29 protein-coding genes are annotated in these 24178 nt (G+C 62.2%); 10 read left to right on the plus strand and 19 right to left on the minus strand.

The annotated features are described in order from the left end of the window. Window positions 1–123: 123 nt before the first annotated feature. Window positions 124–1089 (plus strand): transcription initiation factor IIB, encoded by a 966-nt coding sequence (locus tag V5735_RS04650; protein WP_423745292.1) that lies wholly within the window; start codon window positions 124–126, stop codon window positions 1087–1089. A gap of 112 nt (window positions 1090–1201) precedes the next feature. Next, window positions 1202–2461, plus strand: a complete 1260-nt coding sequence (gene nreA, locus V5735_RS04655; RefSeq protein WP_423745293.1) for a DNA repair protein NreA — start codon at window positions 1202–1204, stop codon at window positions 2459–2461. A 1-nt stretch (window position 2462) separates the two neighbouring features. On the opposite strand, the gene corA is transcribed toward nreA, so the two are convergent. The 8 genes from corA to V5735_RS04695 all read right to left on the minus strand — a co-directional run bounded on the left by corA (window position 2463) and on the right by V5735_RS04695 (window position 9180). After that, window positions 2463–3443 carry a magnesium/cobalt transporter CorA gene (gene corA, locus V5735_RS04660; protein ID WP_423745294.1) on the minus strand — a complete coding sequence of 327 codons (981 nt, stop codon included), beginning with the start codon at window positions 3441–3443 and terminating at the stop codon, window positions 2463–2465. Then, entirely contained in the window at window positions 3440–3610 is a 171-nt protein-coding gene (locus V5735_RS04665; RefSeq protein WP_007978637.1) for a hypothetical protein, read from the minus strand. Before V5735_RS04665 ends, corA begins: the two co-directional genes overlap by 4 nt. Window positions 3611–3650: 40 nt before the next feature. Further along, on the minus strand, window positions 3651–4286 hold the full coding sequence (locus V5735_RS04670; RefSeq protein ID WP_423745295.1) for a DUF6517 family protein: 636 nt from the start codon (window positions 4284–4286) through the stop codon (window positions 3651–3653). Window positions 4287–4327: 41 nt separating this feature from the next. Continuing rightward, window positions 4328–5815 (minus strand): cysteine--tRNA ligase, encoded by a 1488-nt coding sequence (cysS, locus tag V5735_RS04675; RefSeq protein ID WP_423745296.1) that lies wholly within the window; start codon window positions 5813–5815, stop codon window positions 4328–4330. A gap of 55 nt (window positions 5816–5870) precedes the next feature. After that, a complete protein-coding gene (locus V5735_RS04680) occupies window positions 5871–6374 on the minus strand; it encodes a DUF7523 family protein (protein ID WP_423745297.1) in 504 nt (167 codons plus the stop codon). Window positions 6375–6413: 39 nt separating this feature from the next. Then, window positions 6414–6965 (minus strand): DUF7524 family protein, encoded by a 552-nt coding sequence (locus tag V5735_RS04685; protein WP_423745298.1) that lies wholly within the window; start codon window positions 6963–6965, stop codon window positions 6414–6416. Window positions 6966–7014: 49 nt separating this feature from the next. Continuing rightward, window positions 7015–7200: a methytransferase partner Trm112 gene (locus tag V5735_RS04690; RefSeq protein ID WP_026177693.1), complete on the minus strand. Its 186-nt coding sequence runs from the start codon at window positions 7198–7200 to the stop codon at window positions 7015–7017. 573 nt (window positions 7201–7773) lie between these two features. Continuing rightward, window positions 7774–9180 (minus strand): adenylosuccinate synthase, encoded by a 1407-nt coding sequence (locus tag V5735_RS04695; RefSeq protein WP_423745299.1) that lies wholly within the window; start codon window positions 9178–9180, stop codon window positions 7774–7776. Between the two features lie 233 nt (window positions 9181–9413). On the opposite strand from V5735_RS04695, the gene V5735_RS04700 reads away from it, so the two are divergent. Next, the gene (locus tag V5735_RS04700) at window positions 9414–9719 is read left to right on the plus strand and encodes a hypothetical protein (RefSeq protein ID WP_007978624.1); all 306 of its coding nucleotides are present in this window, start codon (window positions 9414–9416) and stop codon (window positions 9717–9719) included. Here the strand turns inward: V5735_RS04700 and V5735_RS04705 are convergent. The 4 genes from V5735_RS04705 to V5735_RS04720 all read right to left on the minus strand — a co-directional run bounded on the left by V5735_RS04705 (window position 9716) and on the right by V5735_RS04720 (window position 12874). After that, the gene (locus tag V5735_RS04705; protein WP_423745300.1) at window positions 9716–11710 is read right to left on the minus strand and encodes a DUF7527 domain-containing protein; all 1995 of its coding nucleotides are present in this window, start codon (window positions 11708–11710) and stop codon (window positions 9716–9718) included. The two genes, V5735_RS04700 and V5735_RS04705, sit on opposite strands and share 4 nt — an antisense overlap. A gap of 175 nt (window positions 11711–11885) precedes the next feature. Next, on the minus strand, window positions 11886–12164 hold the full coding sequence (locus V5735_RS04710; protein ID WP_007978620.1) for a UPF0058 family protein: 279 nt from the start codon (window positions 12162–12164) through the stop codon (window positions 11886–11888). 69 nt (window positions 12165–12233) lie between these two features. Further along, the gene (locus tag V5735_RS04715; protein ID WP_007978619.1) at window positions 12234–12449 is read right to left on the minus strand and encodes a DUF7120 family protein; all 216 of its coding nucleotides are present in this window, start codon (window positions 12447–12449) and stop codon (window positions 12234–12236) included. Between the two features lie 179 nt (window positions 12450–12628). Further along, window positions 12629–12874, minus strand: coding sequence for a hypothetical protein (locus tag V5735_RS04720; RefSeq protein ID WP_007978617.1), 246 nt, complete (start codon window positions 12872–12874; stop codon window positions 12629–12631). Between the two features lie 209 nt (window positions 12875–13083). Between V5735_RS04720 and V5735_RS04725 the strand changes: the two genes are divergently transcribed. From V5735_RS04725 to V5735_RS04740, 4 genes are all read left to right on the plus strand, one after another. Beyond that, window positions 13084–13680, plus strand: coding sequence for a sulfite oxidase-like oxidoreductase (locus tag V5735_RS04725; RefSeq protein ID WP_423745301.1), 597 nt, complete (start codon window positions 13084–13086; stop codon window positions 13678–13680). Between the two features lie 33 nt (window positions 13681–13713). After that, a complete protein-coding gene (locus V5735_RS04730) occupies window positions 13714–15042 on the plus strand; it encodes an isochorismate synthase (protein WP_423745302.1) in 1329 nt (442 codons plus the stop codon). Then, entirely contained in the window at window positions 15039–16790 is a 1752-nt protein-coding gene (gene menD, locus V5735_RS04735; RefSeq protein ID WP_423745303.1) for a 2-succinyl-5-enolpyruvyl-6-hydroxy-3-cyclohexene-1-carboxylic-acid synthase, read from the plus strand. The genes V5735_RS04730 and menD overlap by 4 nt, the downstream gene beginning before the upstream one ends. Before the next feature lie 67 nt (window positions 16791–16857). Continuing rightward, entirely contained in the window at window positions 16858–17016 is a 159-nt protein-coding gene (locus tag V5735_RS04740; protein WP_423745304.1) for a hypothetical protein, read from the plus strand. 5 nt (window positions 17017–17021) lie between these two features. On the opposite strand, the gene V5735_RS04745 is transcribed toward V5735_RS04740, so the two are convergent. The 5 genes from V5735_RS04745 to V5735_RS04765 form a co-directional block, all read right to left on the minus strand. Beyond that, window positions 17022–17273 carry a hypothetical protein gene (locus V5735_RS04745; protein WP_423745305.1) on the minus strand — a complete coding sequence of 84 codons (252 nt, stop codon included), beginning with the start codon at window positions 17271–17273 and terminating at the stop codon, window positions 17022–17024. Between the two features lie 38 nt (window positions 17274–17311). Continuing rightward, window positions 17312–18553 (minus strand): tripartite tricarboxylate transporter permease, encoded by a 1242-nt coding sequence (locus V5735_RS04750; RefSeq protein ID WP_423745306.1) that lies wholly within the window; start codon window positions 18551–18553, stop codon window positions 17312–17314. Between the two features lie 93 nt (window positions 18554–18646). Continuing rightward, window positions 18647–18973 carry a 50S ribosomal protein P1 gene (rpl12p, locus tag V5735_RS04755; protein WP_007978602.1) on the minus strand — a complete coding sequence of 109 codons (327 nt, stop codon included), beginning with the start codon at window positions 18971–18973 and terminating at the stop codon, window positions 18647–18649. A 6-nt stretch (window positions 18974–18979) separates the two neighbouring features. Next, window positions 18980–20014 carry a 50S ribosomal protein L10 gene (locus tag V5735_RS04760; protein WP_423745307.1) on the minus strand — a complete coding sequence of 345 codons (1035 nt, stop codon included), beginning with the start codon at window positions 20012–20014 and terminating at the stop codon, window positions 18980–18982. 1 nt (window position 20015) lies between these two features. Continuing rightward, window positions 20016–20654: a 50S ribosomal protein L1 gene (locus tag V5735_RS04765; RefSeq protein ID WP_007978600.1), complete on the minus strand. Its 639-nt coding sequence runs from the start codon at window positions 20652–20654 to the stop codon at window positions 20016–20018. Between the two features lie 173 nt (window positions 20655–20827). Here V5735_RS04765 and V5735_RS04770 point away from each other — a divergent pair, with 173 nt between their 5' ends. Further along, window positions 20828–21553, plus strand: coding sequence for a hypothetical protein (locus V5735_RS04770; RefSeq protein WP_423745308.1), 726 nt, complete (start codon window positions 20828–20830; stop codon window positions 21551–21553). Between the two features lie 15 nt (window positions 21554–21568). Here V5735_RS04770 and V5735_RS04775 read toward each other — a convergent pair whose 3' ends face one another. Together V5735_RS04775 and V5735_RS04780 are read right to left on the minus strand one after the other, a co-directional pair. Continuing rightward, on the minus strand, window positions 21569–22045 hold the full coding sequence (locus V5735_RS04775) for a 50S ribosomal protein L11 (protein ID WP_423745309.1): 477 nt from the start codon (window positions 22043–22045) through the stop codon (window positions 21569–21571). A gap of 131 nt (window positions 22046–22176) precedes the next feature. After that, the gene (locus V5735_RS04780) at window positions 22177–22380 is read right to left on the minus strand and encodes a hypothetical protein (protein ID WP_423745310.1); all 204 of its coding nucleotides are present in this window, start codon (window positions 22378–22380) and stop codon (window positions 22177–22179) included. A gap of 113 nt (window positions 22381–22493) precedes the next feature. On the opposite strand from V5735_RS04780, the gene V5735_RS04785 reads away from it, so the two are divergent. Together V5735_RS04785 and V5735_RS04790 are read left to right on the plus strand one after the other, a co-directional pair. Next, a complete protein-coding gene (locus V5735_RS04785) occupies window positions 22494–23603 on the plus strand; it encodes an OBG GTPase family GTP-binding protein (RefSeq protein ID WP_069449849.1) in 1110 nt (369 codons plus the stop codon). Next, the gene (locus V5735_RS04790) at window positions 23600–24049 is read left to right on the plus strand and encodes a TIGR04206 family protein (protein ID WP_423745311.1); all 450 of its coding nucleotides are present in this window, start codon (window positions 23600–23602) and stop codon (window positions 24047–24049) included. The genes V5735_RS04785 and V5735_RS04790 overlap by 4 nt, the downstream gene beginning before the upstream one ends. Window positions 24050–24178: the final 129 nt, after the last annotated feature.

Raw genomic sequence — 24178 nt, forward strand, 5'->3', positions numbered from 1 at the left:
CACTCGTCCGTGTTCGAGTAAACAGGTTCCGGTCTCGCGGAAGCGGTATGTGACCGTGTGTCAAGTATATATAGGTTTTGCCCAAGGGTTTAAATGTTTGGGAGTTACTACTATAAAAGTGCGATGACACGGTCCACTCGCCAGCGGGAGCGCCAACTCGAAGGGGAGCAAACGGCGAACGAACGAGAGGGAGAGCGTGCTTGTCCTGAATGTGGGTCCGAAACGTTGATCAAAAGTACCGACCGCGCCGAACTGGTCTGTGACGACTGTGGGTTGGTCGTCGAGGAGGAACGGATCGACCCCGGCCCGGAGTGGCGTGCTTTTAATCATCAGGAACGACAGCAGAAGTCGCGCGTGGGAGCGCCGACGACGCAGACGATGCACGATAAGGGGTTGACGACCACCATCGATTGGAAGGACAAAGACGCCTACGGTCGGTCTATTTCTTCCAAGAAACGCAGTCAGATGCACCGCCTGCGAAAGTGGCAGGAACGCATCCGAACGAAGGACGCGGGCGAGCGAAACCTCCAGTTCGCCCTGTCAGAAATCGACCGCATGGCATCCGCGTTGGGTGTCCCGCGGTCGGTACGAGAGGTCGCATCGGTTATCTATCGACGGGCACTCAAGGAGGACTTGATTCGGGGTCGGTCCATCGAGGGCGTGGCGACGAGCGCGCTCTACGCCGCCTGTCGAAAGGAAGGGATTCCACGAAGTCTGGAGGAGATATCCGAGGTTTCACGGGTCGAACGAAAGGAGATCGGACGAACGTATCGATACATCTCCCAAGAACTCGGTCTGGAGATGAAACCGGTCGACCCGAAAAAATACGTTCCGCGGTTCTGTTCTGAACTCGAACTCAGCGAAGAGGTACAGTCGAAGGCGAACAACATCATCGAAACCACCGCCGAAGAGGGGTTGCTGTCCGGCAAATCGCCCACCGGCTACGCCGCCGCCGCGATTTACGCCGCCTCACTGTTGTGCAACGAGAAGAAGACGCAACGCGAAGTCGCCGACGTGGCACAGGTGACGGAGGTCACCATCCGCAACCGGTATCAAGAACAGATAGAAGCTATGGGAATCCACAGCTAACCGCGTCATCCTTCCGTTTTTCTCCCTTTCGAGCGATTGCCAACGCGTTCCCGGCGGCCGTTTCCGGCCGATTGCCGAACGTTGAAGCCTCTCGCTTCCCTACGTTCCGTGGATGCGGTTGGACGAGTATATCGACGATTTGCACCCGGACGAGGAGGAGCGCCGCCGCCGTCTGGCCGAGGAGAAGTCCTACGAGATTCTGGACTACGTGGACGACTTCGAGGACCGGTTTTCCGAAGTGGCACAGGGGGATTCGCTCTTCGGAAGTACCTCGCCCTCGGTGTTCGTCGGCCGGTCGTCCTACCCGAACGTCTCGACCGGCATCCTCTCGCCGGTCGGTGCCGAGGAGAACGCCTCCGAGTTCGCCACGAGCGGCGACTGGTACCAGCGCGGCCTCGACATCGACAACGTCCTCCAATACCGAACCGGTCTGCTGAACTCGAACCGCTCCGCGAAGGTGAACGTGGACGACGTGTGGGACGGGTTCGTCGGCGTCCAGCGCGAAATCGCCATCGCCGACCGGCCGGTGGACGTGGAAATCGGCCTGACCGAGAAACTCGACTTGGACGTGAACGTGGACGACATCGCCACGCCGACCGGCCCGACGGCCCGCGCGTCCTCGGCGGATTTAACCGAGAACCCGCACGTCCCGCGCGCCGTGAAGAAGACGCTGGAGGACGACGATTGGCAGGCCCAAGGCGCGATGAACTACCTGTACCGCCGCGGGTTCGACGTGTACGATATCAACACCATCCTCTCGGCGGGAGCGTTGGGACGGGGGCAGAACCGAAAGCTCGTCCCGACCCGGTGGTCGATTACGGCGGTCGATGATACTGTCGGGCAGTATCTCCGCGGACGCATCCGAAACGCGCCGAGCATCGACGAGACGCAGGTTTGGGTGAACGAGTACATGGGTAACCGCTACTGGGTAATTCTCGCGCCGGGTCAGTGGGAATTCGAACTCGTGGAGATGAAGGCCCCCGGCAGCATCTGGAACCCCTCGCCGACCGGCGACATCTGGATGGGGAGCGCCCACGAGGGCTTCGAGGGCAGAACGAGCTACGTCGACGAAACCGCCGGGGCCTATTACGCCTCCCGCCTCGGCGTGCTGGAACACCTCGAAGACATCGGCCGACAGGCCAAGGCCCTCGTCCTCCGCGAGGTCAGCGACGACTACTGGGCACCCGTCGGCGTCTGGCAGGTGCGCGAGAGCGTCAGAAACGCCTTCGACGGTCGGTTCGGGGAGGCGGAATCGTTCCACAGAGCGGTTCGGGAAATCGTCCCGCAGCTCCCGATTTCGATGAACTCGCTCCGCCGGAAGTCAGAGATGGTCTCCGGGGTGCAGGCCAACCTCTCGGATTTCGCCCCGTGACTCACAACCAACCCGCTTTTCGGAAGTAGACGACCAGAATCGCGCTCATGAGGAACATCCCGAGCATCACCGCCGGATACCCGTAGGTCCAACCCAGTTCGGGCATGTTGAACGGGCCGTCTTGGAAGTTCATGCCGTAAACGCCGACCACGAGCGTCAGCGGGAGGACGATGGTGGCGACGACGGTCAGTTTCTTCATCACCTCGTTGGTCGAGACCGAGAGCATGTTGAGGTAGATGTCGCGCGCGCCGCCCGCCAAATCGCGGTACGTTTCGGTCAAGTCCACGAGTTGGACGAGGTGGTCGTACACGTCGCGGAAGTACTTCTCCGTCTCCGGGCGCACCTCCTCGGGGTCGCCGCGGGCGAGGTAGCCCACCGCCTCGCGGGTCGGCCACGCGAGCTTGCGGAACGCGAGCAGTTCCCGCCGGACGCCGTTTATCGACTCCAGCGTCTCGATGCTCGTGTCGCTGATGACGGCCTCCTCGACGGCCTCTATCTGTTCCTCTATCTGGTCGAGCGCCGCGAAGTAGCCGTCCACGATACCGTCACAGACGCGGTACGCCGTGAAGTCCGGTCCGCGTCCGACGATTCGCCGGTCGCCGTCGAGCGCGGCCCGCCAGATGCGCGAAACGGCGTCGATGTCGTACTCCGAGAGGGTGACGAGCCAGTCCTCGCCGACGAACACGCCAACCGGTTTGACGCGGGTCTCCTCCTCGAAGGTGGTTTCTCCGCGGGCGAGTTCGACCGTCTTGAGCAGGACGAACGTGTAGCCCTCGAACTCCTCCGTCTTCGGTCGAATCTCGTTTCTGATATCTTCGATGGAGAGGTGGTGGATGTCGAACGCTCCCGCGACGCGTTCGAGTTCGAGGGGCGTGGCCTCGCTCGCCCGCACCCAGACGGTACCGGATTCGGCGCGCGCGGATTGGAAGTCCTCGACCGTCTCGACTTCGCCGTCGGCGAACCGGAGCGATTCGACGGTCATTGGACGTCCTCCGGTTCGGCCGCGTTGGCGATGGCGGCGAGCGTGATGCCGACCATGATTCCCGTGATAGAGAACGCGCGCCCCGGATACGGCGCGGAGAGACCGATCAGGTACCCCACCACTCCGAGGACGGTGAGGCCGAGTCCCGAAACGAGAGTTCGGTTCATACCGTCCGTACCGACAGAAGGGAGAAAAAATGTTGCCCGATTAGCCGTCGTGTTGGATACCGGAGAGCAGGCTGGAGACGCTATCGGATTCGTCGAGCCGCTTCGGGTACACCGCGAGCACGACGATGTAATCGCCGTCGTGTTTGAGCTTGGTCGCCTGAATCGTCACATCGACGTTCACGCCGTGCGACCTGGCGGTCGCGGTGAATTCGGAGACCTTCGTGTTCGTCCCCAGTACCGTCACGTTCTCCGACCCGACGGTTCGGATGTCGTGGATGTTCCCGTACCCCGACACGAACTTCTCGACGAGATCCCGGTTGTCGAACTTCGACAGCGGGTTGAACGATTTGGACGCTATCTTCACGTCGGGACTGCTGACGACGACGAAGGTCGCCGCCGTTCCTTCCGCGACGCCATCGATGCCGACGGTCTTCTCGTACTGTGCGACCCAGTTCGTCACCTTCACCTCGCGGCTCTGGCCCGCCGCTTCGAACGTCCGTTTCGCGTCGAGGGATTCGACCTTCGCTTTTTCGTAGCCCGTTTGCGACAGCGCGTTGTCGCCGACGGTCGCCTTCGTGGCGCTGACTTCGAGGGTGTCACCGAGGATAAACCCGAGACAACCGCTCGTAAGGACGAGCGTCGCCAGTAACGCGCCTGCAATCAGTTTCCGGTTCATGTCTATCCCCGATACTCAACCCCCCAGTATAAGTCCGATGGCTACGGGAGCTTGAACGAAGGACCGGAATCGGAATCCTGAACGTCGACGCCGAGCGCCTGTAAGTCGTCGCGGAGCGCGTCAGCGCGGTCGTAGTTCCCGGCGTCCCGCTCGCCCTCGCGGAGATCGAGGACGAGTTCCACGAGGTCTTCGGCGAGTCGCACGTCGCCGCCCGCCTCTCCGCCGAGCGAGAAGCCCAGCACGTCGCCGCCGAGTTTCTCGAACGTCTCGACGGCCGATTTGAGGCCGTCGTAGTCGTACTCCTCGTGCGCATCCGCGTGGCGGTTGACCGCCGTCACGAGGTCGAGCAGGGCGGCGAGCGCGCGGCGGGTGTTGAAGTCGTCGTTCATCGCGTCCGCGAACTTCTCGCGCGTCTCGGTGACGGCTTCGCGCAACTCGTCGTCCTCGACCTTGGTTCGCGCGTCCGGGCCGTCGAGGGCTTCGACTGCGCGGTCGTAGCCGTCCGAGAGTCGGTCCCACCGTTCGACGGCCTCGTTCACCGTTTCGTCGCTGAACGTCTGGCGGTTGGCGTAGGAGGTGGAGAGGAGGAACATCCTGACGGCGTTCGCGCCGATCTCCGAAATCGCGCCGCGAACGGTGGAGTAGTTGCCCAAACTCGAACTCATCTTCTCGCCCTCGGTTTCGAGCAGACGGACGTGGAGCCAGTAGCGGGCGAACTGGTGGCCGGTCGCGGCCTCGCTCTGGGCGATTTCGTTTTCGTGGTGCGGGAACACGAGGTCCTGCCCGCCGACGTGGATGTCGATGGTCTCGCCGAGGTGTTCCATGCTCATCGCCGAACACTCGATGTGCCAGCCGGGACGTCCCTCGCCCCACGGGGAGTCCCACGTCTGGCCGGACGGGTGGGACACCGCGTACTCCGTGTCGGGGTCGCGGTGTCCCTCGACGGAACCCTCGCTCACGCCGTCGGCCTTCCAGAGGGCGAAGTCGCCGGGATGGCGCTTCTCTCCGCGTTCGTCGTCCTCCCCCTGCGCTTCCATCTCTTCGACCTTCTGGTTCGAGAGTTTGCCGTAGTCCTCGAAGGTCGTGACGTCGAAGTAGACCGAGCCGTTGGATTCGTAGGCGTAGCCCTTCTCCACCAGCGTCTCGATGAGGTCGGTGATTTCGGGGAGATGCTCGCTGACGCGCGGATACACGTCGGCGCGTTTCAGGTTCAGGTCGCGCATGTCGCGGATGACTTGCGTGATGAAGGTACGAGCGACGTCGGCCTCGTCGTCGCCGAGGTCGTCCTCGCCCACGCGCGCCGTGATTTTCTCGTTCACGTCGGTGAAGTTCTCAACGTGGTGGACGTCGTAGCCGAGGTGTTCGAGCCATCGGTGCATCACGTCGGTGTGAATCCACCCCCGCGCGTGACCGAGGTGTGCGAAATCCGAGACGGTCAGCCCGCAGTAGTAGAGGAGGACGGAATCGGGGTCGCCGGGTTCGAACGGCTCCCGCTCGCCCGTGAGCGTGTTCGTTACGAAGAGTGTCATAGGGAACGGTAGTGCCAGCAACCGTTTTAAATCGTCGGAAGCGACACCAACCGCCTCAATCGTCCCGTTCGGGAACGGCGTCCAGCGCATCCTCGACGAACCGGACAGCGTTCGCGCCGTCGCGGCGCTCGACGACGACGACCAGCGACTCCGCGACCCCGGCCGCGACGACTCCGACGTCCTCCGCCACGAGCCGGGCGAGCACGGCGGAGAACGCCACGCAGTCCACGTCACCGGCGGCGATGACGCCGGTCAACGACCCCGAGTCGGGGGCGAATCCCGCGTCGCCGACGACGAGGAGCGAATCGGCCGGGTCGTCCGCTCGACCCAGGCCGCTTCGCATGGTGACGCGGGCGTCCCGCGAGTCGATTTCGTACGTCGGCAGTTCGTCGGCGAACCGCGAGAGCGCCGTCGAAACCGCGTCGGTGTCGTCGCCGACGTCTATTTCGTCCGCGAGGAACCGCGCGGCGGCGGTGTAGTTCACCACGTCCGCACGGAGCGCGTCAAGGAGGAACGGCCGTCGCCGAACGGCGTTTCGGGTGGCTTCTGCGAGTGACATTACCGACCAGCACGGGAAGCGCGGGAAAAAGGAATACGATTACCGGACGAGGAAATACCCCGCGACGCCGATACCGACCAGCACCGTAATCGCGCCGAACAGCGCGAGGACCCAATCGACGAGGACGCCGACGCCGAGAACGAGCACCAGCGCCATGATGCCGAGGACGATGAGCGGGATGTTTCGCGCCAGCTCCGACGCATCGGTATCCGATTGAACCGGTTTCTGTCGCGGTTTCGAGAGTGATTCGTCCACCGGTATCGAGTCTTTCTCGGGGTCTATTTCGGCGATATCGACGTCCACGTAGGCCGTTTCGGCCCCGTATCCGGTCACGACTTTCAACTTTCCGCGGGCGGGACCGTCGTGAACCGTAATCGGCACTGCCTCCGTCGAATTGGCCTCGATATAGTGGTTCCCCGCGGACAGAGATGCCACGTCGGAGAGGTTATCGTCCAAATGGAGGTGCACGTGAATCGGCGCGCCGTGGTTTGCGAGCGAGACGCTGAACGAGTCGTCGGTTTCGAACGACGGTGCTACGTCGATGTGATGAAGTCCGTCGCGGTTGATGTGTGTTAACAACGTTTCGGACACAGTGCACCTCCCTCTTGGGTTAGAGTAAAATACTCAACTATTAAAAGATTCAGGCCTCTCGCATGTCTGGCGGCAGGAGGTTCGGGATGCCGTCCTCGATGGGGTACTCCTCGCCGCACTCGGTGCAGGTGAGCGTCCCGAAGATGACCTCCTCGTCCTCTTCCTGTCGTGCGTCGAGTTCGAGTTCCTGTTTGTCCAGTGGACAGCAGATGATGTCCATCAGGGATTTCTTCATGCCCGAGTCCACGAAGGGGGAGGCAAAAAGCGTGACGGGTTGTGCGGTTCGACGGTAGCGACTCGCGGTACCACATTCGTTCGACGACCGGTGGCAGTACTACCATATGGCTGTCAGATGACCATCGTCCCTCTCGACGCGCGAAGTACGCATCCTCGAATCATCCTCGAACCCGTGGAGACGGGTATCCGAACTGCAGAACCGCGGGAGGTGTCGCGCCGTCCTCCAAACGGCGTGACCGGTCGATATCCAAACGATGTCGATACTGTCCCTCGACCGTCTGTTCCGTCCTTCAAACTAACCGACAAAACATAATATTCAATACTTTATACTAGTAAATAATAGAAATTTTTAATATTATATTATTGGATTGTGTTGATGGAGGTGAGAAATGATGTTTGGATTTGGTCTTCAGATCTGGTGCGACTACCTCGGCTGCTAACAGGGTACCGTTGATACGATTATTTGGGGATTTTTTGACCGCGACACCGGTATGGAATAGAGTAGCGAGCGCTCCAAGTGGACGGTAGCTGTACCGATACAGCGGTAGACGGAGAAAGAGAGAGGCGTCGCTCAGTTCTCGAACGGGTGTTCGAGCACGACGGTATCCTCCCTGCTCGGGCCGATACCGACGGCGTAGATGGGCGCGTCGAGTTCGTCGCTGATGTATTCGAGGTAGGTTCGCGCGTTCTCCGGAATCGCGTCGTAGCCCTCGTCAGCGACCTCGCTCCAGTTCACTTCCGGCCAGCCGTCGAAGGAACGGAAGTTCGGCTCACAGCGACCCCAGCGCTCGGTCGTGGCAGGAATTGTGAAGATTTCCTCGCCATCGACATCGTAGCTGTATCCGACTTTCACTTCGTCGAGGCCCGCCAGCACGTCGATGTGGTTGACGGCGAGACCGGTGAAGCCGCTCGCGCGGGCGGCGTGTCGGAGCATGGGCATGTCGAGCCACGCAACCCGGCGCGGTCGGCCGGTGACGGTACCGTACTCGCCACCTTCCTCGCGGATGTACTCGGCGAGGTCCTCGTTCTTGCCCGCCCCTTGTTCGTCGTAGTCGGGCGTGTCACCGACGACGCCGCCGAGTTCGGTCGGGAGCGGGCCGCTTCCGACGCGCGTGAGGTAGGCTTTCACGATGCCGATGATGTCGCCGTCGCCGATGACGCCGGGGCTGAGACCCGTTCCCGTGGCGGCCCCGCCCGCGGTCGGGTTCGAGGAGGTGACGTACGGGTAGTTACCGTGGTCGATGTCGATGAGGGTACCCTGTGCACCCTCGAAGATGACTCCGTCGCCAGCGTCGAGGCGCGATGAGAGGAACTCCCCGGCCTCGACGGTCATGTTCTCCTCTTTCAGGCGCTCGCCGTAGCGCTCGTACTGTTCGTGGAGCGCATCAACGTCGAACGCTTCGCCGGTTTCGAGGCCGTCGGACGAGTCTTCAATCGCTTCGTTCATGGAGACGCCGTAGACCTTCTCGGCGAGTGCTCGCTTTTGGGGGACGACGTATTCGAGCTTCTCGCGGAGGAGTTCGGAATCGAGCAGGTCGCCGACGCGGATGCCGCGCCGACCGGCTTTGTCCTCGTAGGTCGGGCCGATACCCCGACCCGTGGTTCCCACCTTGCGGTCCGAGTCGCTTTTCACGTCCTCCTCGATACCGTCGAGGACGCGGTGGTACGGGAGGATAACGTGCGCGCGGCGCGCGAGTCGAACGTCGGGGTCCAGTCCCCGCTCGCGGAGCGTGTCTATCTCGTCGAACAGCGTGTCCGGGTTCACGACGCAGCCGTTCCCGAGGACGCCGACCTTGCCGCGGACGACGCCGCTGGGAACGAGGGAGAGCTTGTATTCGTTGCCACCCTCGACGACGGTGTGGCCTGCGTTGTCGCCGCCTTGATAGCGGGCAACAACGTCAGCGGACGCGCCGTAGAGGTCTACGACGCGGCCTTTGCCTTCGTCGCCGAGTTGTGAACCGACGATGGTTACGGTCATACCGGAGGTGATTTCTCCCGCACCTCGTAAACCGATTACGGTCTTCGAAGCGAGACAATGCACGAACGTGTGTATTTCGGTGCCGACCGACCGCCGATTCTAGCAATTTCGACGACATTCTGACGGACGATTCGGAAGTGTTAACTCGTCTCAAGAGAAAGCTTTGTTCTACGTTTCTGCTTGCGATGCGGACAATAACCTTTAAAAGGCTCTAAGACAAGTTAACACATGCCATGATAGATCGACTGGAGAAGGAAGTCGATATGCTGGAACGCCACTTGCAGGTCCTGAAAATGGTCATTGAGAACGAACCTATCGGCATCGTGAAGATGTCGAACGAGACGGGGTACCCCCATCACAAGGTTCGCTACTCGCTGCGAGTTCTCGAAGAAGAAAACCTCATCTCGCCCTCCAACCAAGGTGCGATTACGACCGACCGCACCGAGGAGTTCGTTTCCGAACTCGATGAGAAACTCTCCGAGATTACGAACAAACTCGACTCGATGAAGATCGGCGAGAAAGCCGAAGCCGAAAACTAGAGTTCCGGAACCGTAACGTGGAATTCACCGTTTCGTGATTCCACCAGACACAGATGATATCCTCGTTTGCGGGATAGCTTGACGAAACTCTCTCTTTTTTCCCGCGTTAACAGTCCACCGCTGGTCGCATCCTCGGTCGTCTCCAACGCGGCTGGTTCGAAGAAGCTCTTCGTGACCTGGAACGCCGCGCTGAGTTCGTCGCTCGCGCTGGAAACGCTGCTGGCCGCGTCCACCAGCGACCCCATCATCTTGCCGGTCGCGGGGTCGCGCGAGTCGTTGATGTTGGCCACGACGAGCGGGTTACCCATCCTGTCGCGGAGGATGACGTCGAAGGGGAATTCCGACTCTCCACCCTCCTCGTCTTCGGCGACCAGTGCTCCGTGTAGTTCGACGCGATCTATCTTCTGAATCGCTTCGAACAGGTCCTTCAACCCGCGCTGGTGTCCCGTCTCCAGAATCTCGTACAGGAGGTCGACGACGAGCCACGAGACGAACTTGTACTCCATCGAGTCGTGAAGGAACGCCTCGAACTCCCGTCCATCGACCGCGACGCCCGCCGTATCGAACTGCGTGTGGTGTTCGAGTTGCAGGTTCGACTCGATGGTTTCGCGGCTGGCTTCGCCCGCCGCGGCGTCGGACAGGGTGCCCTTCCCTTTCGAGCCGTAGCGGACGAAGAAGTTCGTCTGCGTGAGCGCCTGTTCGGGGGTCAACTGGCGCTCGGCGGTAACGCCCGGACTCTGCTCCCGAAGCGTTTCGAGTTCGTCCTCCAACTCGCCGACCCGCGCTTCGAGTCGGTCACGCTCCGATTTCAGTTCGTCGCGCTCCGCTTCGGTTTGTGCGAGTTTCGACTGAAGCGCCTCTATTCTCTCCGCGCGCGCAGTGAGTTCGGCCTCTATCTCCTTCGCCCTGCTCGACTTCCCGCGTCGGGGCGACTGTTGCGGCGTGGGCTGTCGCTGTGCGGATTGGCGTTGCGGTGTCTGCCGAGCGGCCCGTCGCTGTTTGACGCCCGCGTCGCGGGACTTCGACGAACTGCTTTTCTCGGGGTCCAACGACGGAATCGTCGTGGTTTCCTGCCACTGCTGTTCGTCCGACAAGGGGTCGGATACCCCACCACCGTTATCGCTTTCGGCATCCTCGGCGCTCGACGCGTTCGGCGTCGGTGCCGATTGTGTGCTCGCCTCCGCCGACTGGCCGGATGTCGGGGTCGCGGTGGTCGAGGGCGTCGGCTGGCGGGTGGCGTCAGCCGCGGTCTCCGTGGTCGGTCGTTGGTCGGGTTCCGTTTCGGTCGGCGACCGGGGTCCCTCGTTCGCCGTCGATGCGGGAGACTGCTGGGTTTCGTCCGCCGACGGTTCGGGATCGCTCGTCCCGTCCGGCTCCGCCGACGAACTCGACTCGTCAGGCTCGGACGGCGCGGGTGACTGCTCCGGCTCGGGTTCCGGTTCGGGCGTTGTCGGCTCCGGGAGTTCGATGATGTCCACGTCCGCCGCGACGACCTCGTAAATCCCCACCTCGTCGTTCGCCCGCTCGAACGCCTCGTCTCCGGTGACCAGTTGTTCGCTCTGTCCGACGTAGGCGGCGCTCATCGACCGCCCGGCGTGGTAGACCACGTAGTAGTCGCCGCTGAGAACGTTCTCGCTGAGTTCGATGTACCCCGTGAAATTGTTCGACCCGAGCGTCTCGCTCGCCTCCTGGAGGGGCGTATCGTTCGTGTAGTACTTCGCTTGCGTCTTTCCACCTCGCTCTTGCATGCTGAACAACAGCGGAAGCGAGGGGTGTGGGGCGTCGAACAGCGTCCCGTCGGCACCCTCGAACGTATCGAGTTCGCCATCAAACACGCCGATGACGCGGCCGTTCAACATGAACAGCCACGCCCCGCCCGCTTTGACCGCACCGGAAAACTCCTCGTCGGCAAGCGCGTGGAGCGTCTCCAGCCCACCGGAGAACGGACGAGAGCTCCACTCGGTTATCTGCTCGACTATGCGCGCATCCATATTACGTCAAAACGGAATCCCCCTCAAATACTTTCGGGTTAGCCGAGTCCACGCATCAAGTACGGGGTGAGAAAAGGCGAGAGAGCTTTTGTGAGACACCGTTCGCACGAGCGTCTCGAGCGGGGAGTGGTCGCGCCGTTCGAATCATCGAACCGGCGATAGCGTCGTTCGAAAATCAGATTTTCTGTTCGGCGTCGTCGGCGAGCTCTTCCATGCGCTTGCCGATACGGCCCGCTTCGCTGAACTCGTCGTCGCTCATGACGTCGGCGAGCGAGTTTCCGAGAACGAAGACGGCGTGTTTGTGTTCGCTCTTGGACTTGTGAACGTGCGAGGGGTCGACGTCCAGTTGGTCGTATGCGTCGAACGCGCCGGTCGGAACGTCGTCCTGTTCACGAAAATACTCCATGATGGTCACCATCTGCTCGTGCAGCTCCAAAAGCTCGTCCTTATGCATGCACGGCCATTAGAAGTTAGTCGGTTTAAGAGTTTCTGAGAACTATTCACACGTCGAGGGCACAGTCCGTTAGAAGACGTACTCGTCTTCGTGACCCATCATCCCCTCATCTTCGAGTCCCGGTTCTCTATCGTTGTCCATCGGTCCACTGGTCTTGTATGCCTTGAGACCGGTTGCGAGCAAGTCCTCGACGGCTTCCTCACGGTTGACGAACTCGCCCTGGTCGACCATCTGGGCGATTTGCATTTCGAGGTGCTCTGGGACGGTAATCTCTACCTTTGGCATTGGAACAATTGTGGGCTTCGGGAGGGGTGTTCTTAAGTCTGACGGGTAGATAGTACGGGAATTGAAAACACTGTTTCTGAATCCAAGAAATCAAATTTTCTAAAAAGGGCACACATTTGTCTTTCCAGAAAAACCGTCCGGCTCTGGGGCCAGAGAAACGAAAACTTGTCCCTCTGGACTCACCGATTGCCGAACATCTGGTCGAGCGAGTTGATAATGCTGCTCGGTTTCAACGACTCCATTCGCTGTTCCATTCGTTTCTGGTTGAAGTAGCTCGCGAACGCGAGGATGGTCGGCGGCCAGAGGCCGATGAAGAGTCCGCGCTCGCGGTTCCCCCTGACGAAGAACTGGTGCCACGAGAGGAGCACCGATGCCGCCGACGCGAGTATCGCGATGTCGCTCGTCGATTCCTGTGCCGCACCCATCACCGGGCGTTCTCGGGCTTCCGGCTGTTGCTCTGTCTGAGACATGCGACGGTCCGTTGTGTCACGTCGGTCTTTGTTATTCAGTCGGTACTGGGCGGCGAATTCGTCCCAGTCGAGGATACGACGATTACCCGGCGACTAGCCCGACCTTACCCCCGCGGCTGGCCGCGGTCGGTACATCTACCTTTCCCGCTCCCCAGCGTTCGACCATGAGCGTTACGGACAAGACGGACGTCCATCGTGAGTTCGACGGACGGCGATTGCCGCCGGGACAGCGCGAGACGAGCAAATTTCCAGTCCTCTCGAAGGGGAGCACCCCGGAGTGGGACCCCGAGGCGTGGCAGTTCTCGGTCACGGGCGCGGTCGAGAACGAACGTACCCTCTCGTGGGAGGAGTTTCGGGACCTGCCGAACGAGACGCAAAAACAGGACTTCCACTGCGTCACCGGTTGGAGCAAGTTCGACTGCGCGTTCACGGGCGTCACCTTCCCGACGCTCGCGGAACTCGCCGGAGTGGACGGGGATGCGGTTCACGTCATGTTCTCGGCCCTCGACGGCTACACGACCAACCTCCCGCTCGACGACTGTCTGCGCGACGACGTGCTGTTCGTCTGGAATTACGACGGCGACCCGCTTCCCCGCGAGCACGGCGGGCCGCTCCGGGTGGTCACGCCGCACAAGTACGCCTACAAGGGGGCGAAATGGGTGGACGGAATCGAGTTCCTCACGGAACCGGAGCGCGGGTACTGGGAGAAACGAGGGTACTCCAACACCGCGAACCCGTGGAACGAGGAGCGATATAGTTAGGCTGAAGGGTCAGCGTTCCCGAGTTTCCATTAAATGCCACCGCACCGTGACGGTCAACTGTCGGCGGGTTCTCCGCTCGTAACTCGAACGTGCCGAGTTCCCGACGTTTCGTTTCGCTCGTTTCTCGCCGGTCGGGCGGCACCGCGTCTCTACTGGACGTCGTCTGATGGACTCGAAATCGCCGCGAGCGGCGCGGTTGCCCGTCTCACCGCGGACGGTGAACGCCGATTCGACGAGATTCGAGAACGCGCCGACGAACTCTTCGAAGACGTCGACCGGGACGACGGCCCCGACGCCGCCCGTCCCCGTCTGTTCGGTGGATTCTCGTTCAGCACGGAACACGAACCCTCTCCTCCGTGGGAGGGGTTCCCCGGTGCGGAGTTCGTCTTGCCCCGCGTCCAACTGACGCGAACCGAGCACGAAACGTGGCTCTCCGTGTCCGCCCGCGATACGGCGGAAGCGACCGTCGAAGAGACGCTCTCCGAGATGCGCACGGAAATAGAGGCGCTCCCGGAGATGCGTCCCAGCGGCGACTCGCCGGGCATCGAATCGACGCACCCCGCGACGGCACGCGACGAGTGGTGTTCACAGATACGCCACGCGACCGAACGAATCCGGGAAGGGGAGCTAAAGAAAGTGGTCATCGCAACCGCGTTGGAGGTCGAACTCGCCGAATCCATCGACGTGCCGGACATCCTCGAACGGTTGCGAACGTCGTACCCCGAATGCTACCGGTTTCTCATCCAGCCCTCTTCGTCGGACGGCTTCTTCGGCGCGCCGCCGGAACGCCTCGTTTCGCTGTGCGGACAGACGGTCGAGACGGAGGCGCTCGCCGGGTCAGTAGGTCGGGGAGAGACGCCGGAGGAGGACGACGAACTCGCCGCGGAACTCGCCGACAGCGAGAAGGTCCGCGAGGAGCACGAACTCGTCGCCAAAACGATCCGCGAGGGACTCGAACCACTCGCATCGTCGGTCACGGTCGGCGACCGGCGATGCAAACGACTGTCCAACATCCAGCACCTTCAGACGCCGATTTCGGCTGAACTCGACGACGACGAGCACGTCCTCTCGGTGGTCGAGGCTCTGCACCCGACTCCGGCCGTCGGCGGACTACCGCTGGCGGACGCCATGCGAACTATCCGGGAGACGGAACGCTTCGACCGCGGGTGGTACGCCTCGCCGGTCGGGTGGTTCGACGCCGACGGCGACGGGGAGTTCGCGGTCGGTCTCCGCTCCGGCGTGACGGGTGACGGCCGCGTGACCCTCTTCGCCGGAAACGGTATCGTCGCCGACAGCGACCCGGAAGCGGAGTGGGACGAAGTACAGCTGAAATTCCTGCCGATTCTGAACGAACTCGAATGACGTATCCTAACCGAAACACACTGTGGGCCGAAACGTTCGTGGACGAGTTGGCCGCCGAGGGCGTCGATGCCGTCTGCCTCGCTCCCGGGAGTCGCTCGACGCCGCTGACCGTCGCGTTCGCCGAACACGACGACATCGAGGTGTTTTCCCATCTGGACGAACGGTCGGCGGCCTTCTTCGCCCTCGGCCGGGCGAAACGGACCGGAAAACCGACCCCCATCGTCTGTACGTCGGGGACCGCGGCGGCGAACTTCCATCCCGCCGTCATCGAAGCGGACAGGGCGCGGGTCCCGATGCTCGTCTGCACGGCCGACCGACCGCCGGAACTCCGCGACAGCGGCGCGAACCAGACCGTCGATCAGGAGAAACTGTACGGCGACGCTGTTCGCTGGTACACAGACGTGGCCGAACCGGAAGCGACCGGGCGAAAGCTCCGCTACCTACGGACGACGGTGGCCCGCGCGCTCGGGTCGGCAACCGGGACGCCGCCGGGTCCGGTCCATCTGAACTTCCCGTTCCGAAAGCCGCTCGAACCGGTCGAAGTCGAGGGCGACGTTCCCGACTCGTTCGAGGCCGACAACCCGATCGCCGCCGAGGGTCGTGACGGTCCGTTCGTCACTGTCTCACAGGGCGTCCCGGAACTCGATTCCGACGCGCTCTCCCGACTCGTCGATGCCGTACGCCACGCCGAGCGCGGTCTGTTGGTGGCCGGTCCCGCGGACGGACCGACTCCGGAGCGCTCCGCGCTGGCGGCGCTGGCCGACGCGACCGGCTTTCCCGTGCTGGCCGACCCGCTCTCGGGGCATCGGTTCGGACACGACGGAGCCATCGTCGGCGGCTACGACTCGTACCTCGTTCCCGACGTGACCGAGGCGTGGCCCGACCCCGACGTCGTGATTCGGCTCGGCGCGTCGCCGACATCGAAAACCCTTCGTCGATACCTCGAACGTACCGAAAGCCGACAGTTCGTCGTGGACCCGGCGGGCGGGTGGCGCGAAGCCACCTTCACCGCGACGGACCTCCTCGTGGCGGACCCGACGCGGTTGGCCCGCCGACTCGCCGACGAACTCGAACCGCAAAGCGCGAACGAGACGTGGACGGCGCGATTCGAACGCGCCGAGTCCGCACACTGGTCGCTCGTGGCGGACTCAGCGGAGCACTTCGAAGGCAACCTGCTCGCGGCCGTCGCAAAGCTCGTTCCCGACCCGACGACGCTGTTCGTCTCCAACAGCATGCCGATTCGGGATTTGGACCGGTTCGCCCGCCCCCGCTCCGCCGACGTGACGGTGCTCGGTAACCGAGGGGCGAGCGGTATCGACGGTATCATCAGTTCGGCGCTCGGTGCCGGAAGCGCGACGGACGACCCGCTCGTCCTCGTCACCGGCGACCTCGCCTACTATCACGACATGAACGGGTTGCTCGCGCTCGAACGCTGTGGCGTGGACGCGACCATCGTCGAAATCAACAACGACGGCGGGGGCATTTTCCACATGCTCCCGATCGAATCCTTCGACCCGCCGTTTACCGACCAGTTCCGAACGCCGCACGGACTCGATTACTCGGCGACGGGCGACCTCTACGGACTGGACTTCGAACGCGTCGAGACGCTTCCCGCGTTTCGGGACGCGTTTTCGAATTCCCTCGATAGTTCGGGAACGAACGTCGTCGAAGTCCGCACGACCGCCGAAACGAGTCACCGGATTCGGGAGACGTTACAGGACCGCCTCGTCGCTGAACTCTCTGCCTAATTTTCGCCGAAGATACTTGAGAAAGGTTGGAGGATTACGTCTGTGAATGCGCCGGTAGATAGTTTTCGTGAGCGAAATAGCCACTGAGTCGAAGGAACTCGTAATCGTCCTTCAGGAACACGGCGGGGACCTCCTTCGAAGCATCCGCGGTGCAAAACACGTTCCTCGGCCGCTGTCTCGAGGTGATGAGATGAGAGTGACGCGCGTGACCCGCACGTTCGAGTGAGTTCTCTATCGCTCCCGCTCTCGGTCTCGTTCCTGCCGTTCGGTTTCGTCGTTCCCTTCGAGTTCCGTTCGTAGTTCCGCCACCTCGTTTTTGAGTTCGTCCACGTCTTCCTTCGTCGCTCTGCTCCCGCCCGCCCGACGGTAGAGCAGAAACAAGCCACCGAAGATGGTCAACGGTATGCCGAACAGCATTATAGCCGTGATGAAAATGACGATCAGTTCCGCGCCACCGGGAACCGGACCGAACAGGGGAATCATACTGCCGGGTTGACAACCGAGCGGCAAAAGTCTCGTGGTCACACACCCACGATAAGCGACCCTATCAACACCCCCATCAAATGCACGCGCCGACACCCCAGTCGCGGCGGGAGCAGGCCGAGAACGGCGCTGCAGACGAACAGGCCGATTCCGATGACACCGGCGAACAGGAACGAAGCCGCGACCAACAGACCGAGGACGGCGACGGACAGTCGTCGGTAGTCCATCCCGCCGACCGTTTCGAGGTAGGTGTCGCCGAGCACGAGGACGAGAACGAACCCGACGATTCCGGCGACGGCGGCGCTGACGAGGAGCACCGGAAGGTCGAGCGGCGCGTTCGTCTCTCGAAGGGCGACCATCACGCCCGTTCGGGGCGTGTCGAGCGAGACGAGGGCGAAGAGCGCGAAAATCGTGTTGGCCGTGTTGACGCCGCTACTCGCCACGATGAACCCGCGCGCCTCGGTGCGGTTCGGGACCAACGCGAGCGCGAGGACGGCGGCAATCGCGCTCGAAACGCCGGGCAGATAGCCGACGATCGCTCCGGCGAACGACCCCGCGAGCACCGTCAGGAGAAGCAGAGGTCGCGGCATCGTGAGCGTCGCCCCCGCCTGGTCCGGTACGCCCGCCCCACCCATCGCATCGAGGAGGACGGGCGCGCCGAACAGTCCCGCGAACAGCGGCGTGAGGACGCTCCCGACGCCGAGCGGCGCGGTCGGCGACAGCGGGAGCGACAGGATTCCGAGCACCGCGCTCGCGGAAAACGCCACGACACCGCCGACTTGCCCCCGTCTCGTGGGTTCCGTGAGTACCAGAAACCCGGTCGTTCCGAGGAGGAACAACGGGAGGTGAGCGCGGAGGAACGGATACGCGTCCGTCATCACCATCGTTACGGGGATGGCGAGCGGAACCGCGACGGCCACTGCGAGTCCGCTGCCCAGCGCCGACAGTCGAATCGCCTCCCGTCCCTGCCCCTCGATGACGAGCCGATGACCGGGGAGCGCGCTCGCCGCCATCACCGGGTCGGGGACGCCGAGCGCGAGCGCTGGAACCACATCGAGAAACGAGTGGACGACGCCCGCGGCGAGGATGGCCGCCCCCACGAGTTTCGGCGGCCCGGCTATCGACGTCGCCACCGATGCCAGCAACAGCGCGAGGTTGTTGACGTGAATCCCCGGCGTCAGCCCACTTATCGTCCCGATTCCGACGCCGCCGAGAACGAACGCCAGCGTCGTCACCGTCGTCGCCGGGTCGAATAGGAATCGCGTTCCGAACGCCTCCATCGAGGCGGAGTGGTCCCGTCTTCGTATGTAAACGTTAGCAGTGGCTGGCGGGGGAACGCGCGAAAGAAAATCTTCGAGTTGGGAGTGTCGCGTTTAGCCGAAGAGTTCGCCGAGGCCCTCGCCACCGGCGTCCTCGTCTTCGTCGTCCTCTTCTTCTTCCTCTGCGGCTTCCTCTTCTTCGGCTTCGTCGGCGCCTTCGTCGTCGCCTCCGGCGGGAGCGGCGGACGCTCCACCAGCGGGGACGGCGGCGGCCTGTTCGACGGCCTCCTCGATGTCCACGTCTTCGAGTGCGGCGACGAGCGCCTTGACGCGGGATTCTTCGACGTCGACGCCCGCAGCGTCGAGGACGTCCGTGAGGTTTTCTTCGTTGATCTCTTCGCCCGATTCGTTCAGGATGAGTGCAGCGTAAACGTATTCCATTGTTAGTTATCCGAACATAGCGCCGAGGCCTGCTCCTGCGTCTTCGTCGTCGTCGTCATCGTCGTCATCGTCTTCAGGCTCGGCTTCAGTTGCTTCTTCGTCAGTCGATTCTTCTTCCTCGGCCGCGCCGCCCGTCGCCGGGGCTTCGACACCGCGAAGCTCCTCGGGCAGCGCGTCCTCGTCGTCGATTTGTGCGGCAAGTGCGCGCAGTTGCGCGTCTGCCTTGCTCACGAGGTCCGGCACGACGTCCGGGCTCTCGATGGCGGCCTGCAGACCGAGGCTCTTGGCCTCGCCGGTCGCCTTCGAGATGAGCAGGGGTGCGGTCCGTTCGGTCGGATACACCGCGTTGACCGAGAGGTTGCGGGCAAAGGCCGCAGCCGTCTCGATGTCCGTGCGGTACTCGTCCACGTCGATGGCGAGCTCGTCCGACTCGAACATGACGCCATCGGAGTAGACGGCGCGCAGGTCGAGACCGACCTCTTTCGGCTCCATGCCGAGTTCGGAGAGAACGTTCGCGAGCTCTTCCGAAACCTCGTCACCTTCCTCCGCGACGAGGCTGTCCTCGGTCACGTGGATGGAGCCGTCCATGATCCGTGCGGATGCACCGGCCTGCTGGAGTTCGCCGACGAACGGTCCGGGGTCGACACCCGTGTCTCCCTCGGGAATGAGGATGTCGTTCGGGGCGATTTCGCCTGCCGAAATCGGTGCCGGGCTCTTCGAGGCTTCCAGTTCCTTGTACAGCCCGAACGGGTTGTCGTTCGTGCCGATGAGGCCGATTTGGCCGGAGACGTACTCTTCGAGGTCCTCGAAGCCATCGCCGACCGAATCGAGCGCGCGCTGTACCAGCGTGTTGCGGCTGACGCGGAGTTCCGCGCTTCCGTGAAGCCCGCGGCGCATGTTCTGGAGCTGTTTGCTCGGAATGCCGGTGATGTTGACGACGCCGACGCTGTTGTAGCTCTCGACGAAATCCGTCAGCTCAGCGACTTCCTCGCGCTTCCACTCCGGAATGGTCTCTGTCTTGCGTTCGGCTTCTGCGGACATTCTAGGCTACCTCCACCGACGGTCCCATCGTCGTTTTCACGTAGATGGTATCCACGTTGAGCGGGCCTTTCTCCAAGTTGGAGTGCAGACGTCGAACGATAACGTCGATGTTCTCGGAGATGTCCTCCGCGGACATGTCTTCCGCGCCGACGAGCGTGTGGAACGTTCGTCGGTCGCCGCTCCGAAGCTGGACCGTGTTTTTCATCCGGTTGACTGTTTCGACGACGTCGTCGTCGGGTTGCAACGGCGTCGGCATCTTCCCGCGCGGACCGAGGACGGTACCGAGGTATCGACCGATGTCTTGCATCATCGACGCCTCGGCAATGAAGAAGTCCGTGTCGTCCGCGAGGTCTTTTGCCGCGTCGTTGTCGTCGCCCAAGTCTTCCAAGTCGTCGCCCGAGAGAACGTCGTCCGCGACGTCCTCGGCACGAAGGGCGGTTTCACCCTCCGCGAAAACGACAATCTTGGTGTCTTGGCCGGTTCCAGACGGGAGTACGATACTCTCGTCTACACGATTCGACGGATCGTTTAAATCGAGGTCGCGCAGGTTGATTGCGAGGTCCACCGTTTCGCGGAAATTCCGCTCAGGGGAGTCCTCGAGTGCGCGAGAGACTGCTTGCTCTATCTCATTATTTGCCATCGTTCACCTCCGTAGTACGCAGGAATGCTCCTACGGGTCAGTGAAACAGGCCATGCCTGTCTCACCCGAATTTGACGCATGCGGAACTTAAACCCGTCGAACCATTTCGGGACGAACGGCCGTTCGAGCCGTTACCGGTTTGCGGTTTGGGGTCGCATCACGAAGGGACAACGATGGTGACGATGACGCCGCTCACCGGTGTCGTGGCGCTCGCGCTCGCGGCCGTTCACGTGAGCGCGGGACACGTCCGGTCGTTTCGGGTGATTCCGCGGAGCTACTGGCTCTCGATGGCCGGCGGTGCGTCGGTCGCGTACGTCTTCGTCCACGTCCTTCCCGAACTCGAAGGGGGCACGATACTCCAATCGGTGCCGCTCCTCGCCGGATTTCTCGAACGTCACGTCTATCTCGTCGCGCTCGTCGGATTCGCGCTGTTTTACGGGTTAGAGCGCCTCGCGCGGGAATCCGGTCGCAACGCGGACGTACGATCGGATACGAACGCGAGTATCTTCTGGATTCACATCGGGGCGTTCACGGCGTACAACGCGCTCATCGGCTACTTACTCGTTCACCGGGAACAGCCAGGCGCCGTTGGGTTAGCCTTGTACGCGACCGCGATGGGGCTGCACTTCGTCGTCAACGATTACGGCTTTCGGGACCACCATCGGGAGACGTACGACCGAATCGGTCGGTGGGTACTCGCCATCGCCGTCGTAGCCGGGTGGGGCATCGGCATCAACACCCACGTGGACGAAGCCGTCGTGAACACCCTCTTCGCGTTCCTCGCAGGGGGAGTCATCCTCAACGTCATCAAGGAGGAACTGCCGGAAGAACGCCGCAGTCGCTTCTGGGCGTTCGCCGTCGGTGCCGGTTGCTACTCGGCGATACTGTTGTTGGTATAGGGAAGAAAAACCGAGTTACGCGGAGAGGGCGTCGTCGTACTCGCCGTCGTCTACCTTGGCCTTGAACTCGCGTGCGTCGTCTCCCTCGATGGTGACGCCGAGCGAGGCGCACGTTCCGACGACTTCCTTCGCCGCGTTCTTCGTGTCGTAGGCGAGGAGGTCGGGTTTCTTCTGCTCCGCGATTTTCTTCACTTGGTCTATCGAGAGGTCGGCGACGAAATCTTTCTGGGGTTCGCCGCTCCCCGTCTCGAATCCGGCCTCGTCCTTGATGAGCGCCGCCGTCGGCGGAACACCGATTTCGAGGCTGAAACCACCGTCGTCCTCGACGAAGACGGTGACGGGGACCTCCGTCCCGTCGAACGCCGCCGTCTGCTCGTTGATCTCGTTGACGACTTCCTGCACGTTGACCGCGGTCGGGCCGAGTTCCGGGCCGAGTGGTGGGCCGGGATTGGCCTGTCCGCCGGGGACGAGTACTTCAATCGTATCTACCATACGTAACCGAAATCTCGCTGGAGTTTTAAGGATTTTCTTTTCCGGCGTTGCCGAACGGTGGATACCGGCGTCGAGAATGTCAACCGTTCACTCGGGAATCGGCCGCGAAAACGAGGACATCGACAACTCGGCTACGGCAAACTTACGCCGTGTCGTCCCAAAAATTGGCTCGCGTTCTTTATCTCGACGGGACTCCCGATGAGTCGGTAGCGTTCGTCGTCCAGCGGGACGATGGTCAGCGTGAACTTCCCTTCGAGTTCGCTCCGAATCCCGCAGAGTGACTCCCGGTGGAGGATTATCTGCGTGCTATCGCGGAGATGAGCGGGATTCGGCATATACCTACGTGTGATTTGGCGAGGCCCAACCTATTAACGTGTCGAATCTGACGACAAAATCCACCTGACGAGAAGGAACAAGCTTTTCGGCGGCCACGGCCGACGTGTTGCTAATGGGACTGGAGGAGGAAATCGAAGCACTCCGCGAGGAAATCTCGGACACGCCGTACAACAAGTCCACCGAGAGCCACATCGGTCGGCTGAAGGCGAAACTCGCGGAGAAAAAGGAGAAGCTACAGAACCAGTCCTCCGCCGGTGGCGGAGAGGGATACGCCGTCGAGAAGACGGGCGATGCGACCGTCGCGTTCGTCGGGTTCCCGAGCGTGGGGAAATCGACGCTGTTGAACTCGCTCACCGCGGCGGAGAGCGAAGTCGGCGCGTACGAGTTCACGACCCTCAACGTGAACCCGGGGATGTTGCAGTACAACGGTGCGAACATCCAACTCCTCGACGTTCCCGGCCTCATCGAGGGTGCTGCCCACGGACGCGGCGGGGGGCAGGAGGTCCTCTCCGTCGTTCGCGCCGCGGACCTCGTGGTCTTCGTCCTCTCTGTCTTCGAAATCGACCAGTACGAACGGCTTCGAGAGGAGCTGTACGAGAACAAGATTCGACTGGATTCCACCCCACCCAGTATCTCCATCGCGAAAAAGGGTCGCGGCGGAATTCGGGTGACCTCCAGCGCCGAACAGGACATTTCCGAGGACGTCATCAAGGAGGTCCTCCGCGAGCACGGGTACGTGAACGCGAACGTCACCCTCCGCGAGAAGGTGGATATCGACCGTCTCATCGACGGCATCATGGACAACCGCGTCTACATCCCGTCGATGGTGTCGGTGAACAAGGTGGACCTCATCGAACACGACTACGCGGAAAAAGTCCGCGGGCAACTGCGCGACCACGACATCGACCCCGACGAGGCCGTGTTCATCAGCGCGGAAAAGGAGAAGGGACTCGACGCGCTGCGGGAGAAAATCTGGAACGAACTCGGCCTGATGCGGATATACATGGACAAGCCGGGTCGGGGCGTCGATTACGAGGAACCGCTCGTCCTCCCGAAAGGGAGCACCATCAAGGACGCTTGTCACCACCTCGGCGGCGAGATGGAGCAACGCTTCCGGTTCGCTCGCGTCAGCGGCCCGAGCGCGAAACACGACGAACAGCAGGTCGGAATGGAACACGAACTCGCGGACGAGGACGTGCTCCGACTCATCCTTCGAAAGTGACCCCCGCCGTCCCTTCCACCCATCTCGCTCCGGAATGGCGTCGACGACTCGCCCTTCTCGCGCTGTTTTTCGTCCCGTGGACGGTCCTCGTCGCGCCCGGCGGGACCACGCTGGTCTTTCCGTGGGGGCTCCTGAACCCGACGACTTACCACGTTACGACGCTTCCCGATTACCTGTTCGTCCTCACGTCCGGCTTGCCACGGCAACTCCTCGCGTGGCCGCTCAGCGTGTGCCTCTATCTCCTCGCCGTTTTGAGTTCGTTCGCCGGGGGGTTCGAGGACCGACGGGTAACCGGTTGGCTGCTCGTGTTCGCCGGTGTGACGCACGTGGGATTCTCGCTCCGGTTCGTTCATCGGTCCGGGTTGGTCGCTCCGCTCGGGCCGGTCTGTCTCCTGCTGTGTGCGTGGTGGTTTTACTGGTCCGACCTCGGAAGAATAATAGAGTAGTTCGCACGCGTTACGCATATGCGTGCGGCGTTCGTGCGTGCGGTGTTCGATTATTCTGTATTCATTTTTCTCCTATCCACTTTCCGCGAGCGGTACCCTTTTCGCTTCGGAGCGGGTGGTTTCGGACGT

Source organism: Haladaptatus sp. SPP-AMP-3, from assembly GCF_049568665.1.
Classification (GTDB): domain Archaea; phylum Halobacteriota; class Halobacteria; order Halobacteriales; family Haladaptataceae; genus Haladaptatus; species Haladaptatus paucihalophilus.

Coding starts and splice junctions, on each gene's coding strand:
- menD (WP_423745303.1), top strand. CDS start 15,039: ATGACGTATCCTAACCGAAACACACTGTGGGCCGAAACGTTCGTGGAC.
- V5735_RS04750 (WP_423745306.1), bottom strand. CDS start 18,553: ATGGAGGCGTTCGGAACGCGATTCCTATTCGACCCGGCGACGACGGTG.
- V5735_RS04775 (WP_423745309.1), bottom strand. CDS start 22,045: ATGGTAGATACGATTGAAGTACTCGTCCCCGGCGGACAGGCCAATCCC.
- V5735_RS04770 (WP_423745308.1), top strand. CDS start 20,828: ATGGTGACGATGACGCCGCTCACCGGTGTCGTGGCGCTCGCGCTCGCG.
- V5735_RS04745 (WP_423745305.1), bottom strand. CDS start 17,273: ATGATTCCCCTGTTCGGTCCGGTTCCCGGTGGCGCGGAACTGATCGTC.
- rpl12p (WP_007978602.1), bottom strand. CDS start 18,973: ATGGAATACGTTTACGCTGCACTCATCCTGAACGAATCGGGCGAAGAG.
- V5735_RS04695 (WP_423745299.1), bottom strand. CDS start 9,180: ATGACCGTAACCATCGTCGGTTCACAACTCGGCGACGAAGGCAAAGGC.
- V5735_RS04780 (WP_423745310.1), bottom strand. CDS start 22,380: ATGCCGAATCCCGCTCATCTCCGCGATAGCACGCAGATAATCCTCCAC.
- V5735_RS04665 (WP_007978637.1), bottom strand. CDS start 3,610: ATGAACCGAACTCTCGTTTCGGGACTCGGCCTCACCGTCCTCGGAGTG.
- V5735_RS04670 (WP_423745295.1), bottom strand. CDS start 4,286: ATGAACCGGAAACTGATTGCAGGCGCGTTACTGGCGACGCTCGTCCTT.
- V5735_RS04785 (WP_069449849.1), top strand. CDS start 22,494: ATGGGACTGGAGGAGGAAATCGAAGCACTCCGCGAGGAAATCTCGGAC.
- V5735_RS04720 (WP_007978617.1), bottom strand. CDS start 12,874: ATGGGTGCGGCACAGGAATCGACGAGCGACATCGCGATACTCGCGTCG.
- V5735_RS04680 (WP_423745297.1), bottom strand. CDS start 6,374: ATGTCACTCGCAGAAGCCACCCGAAACGCCGTTCGGCGACGGCCGTTC.
- cysS (WP_423745296.1), bottom strand. CDS start 5,815: ATGACACTCTTCGTAACGAACACGCTCACGGGCGAGCGGGAGCCGTTC.
- V5735_RS04760 (WP_423745307.1), bottom strand. CDS start 20,014: ATGTCCGCAGAAGCCGAACGCAAGACAGAGACCATTCCGGAGTGGAAG.
- corA (WP_423745294.1), bottom strand. CDS start 3,443: ATGACCGTCGAATCGCTCCGGTTCGCCGACGGCGAAGTCGAGACGGTC.
- V5735_RS04765 (WP_007978600.1), bottom strand. CDS start 20,654: ATGGCAAATAATGAGATAGAGCAAGCAGTCTCTCGCGCACTCGAGGAC.
- V5735_RS04725 (WP_423745301.1), top strand. CDS start 13,084: ATGAGCGTTACGGACAAGACGGACGTCCATCGTGAGTTCGACGGACGG.
- V5735_RS04650 (WP_423745292.1), top strand. CDS start 124: ATGACACGGTCCACTCGCCAGCGGGAGCGCCAACTCGAAGGGGAGCAA.
- V5735_RS04700 (WP_007978624.1), top strand. CDS start 9,414: ATGATAGATCGACTGGAGAAGGAAGTCGATATGCTGGAACGCCACTTG.
- V5735_RS04710 (WP_007978620.1), bottom strand. CDS start 12,164: ATGCATAAGGACGAGCTTTTGGAGCTGCACGAGCAGATGGTGACCATC.
- V5735_RS04690 (WP_026177693.1), bottom strand. CDS start 7,200: ATGAAGAAATCCCTGATGGACATCATCTGCTGTCCACTGGACAAACAG.
- V5735_RS04715 (WP_007978619.1), bottom strand. CDS start 12,449: ATGCCAAAGGTAGAGATTACCGTCCCAGAGCACCTCGAAATGCAAATC.
- V5735_RS04705 (WP_423745300.1), bottom strand. CDS start 11,710: ATGGATGCGCGCATAGTCGAGCAGATAACCGAGTGGAGCTCTCGTCCG.
- V5735_RS04730 (WP_423745302.1), top strand. CDS start 13,714: ATGCCACCGCACCGTGACGGTCAACTGTCGGCGGGTTCTCCGCTCGTA.
- nreA (WP_423745293.1), top strand. CDS start 1,202: ATGCGGTTGGACGAGTATATCGACGATTTGCACCCGGACGAGGAGGAG.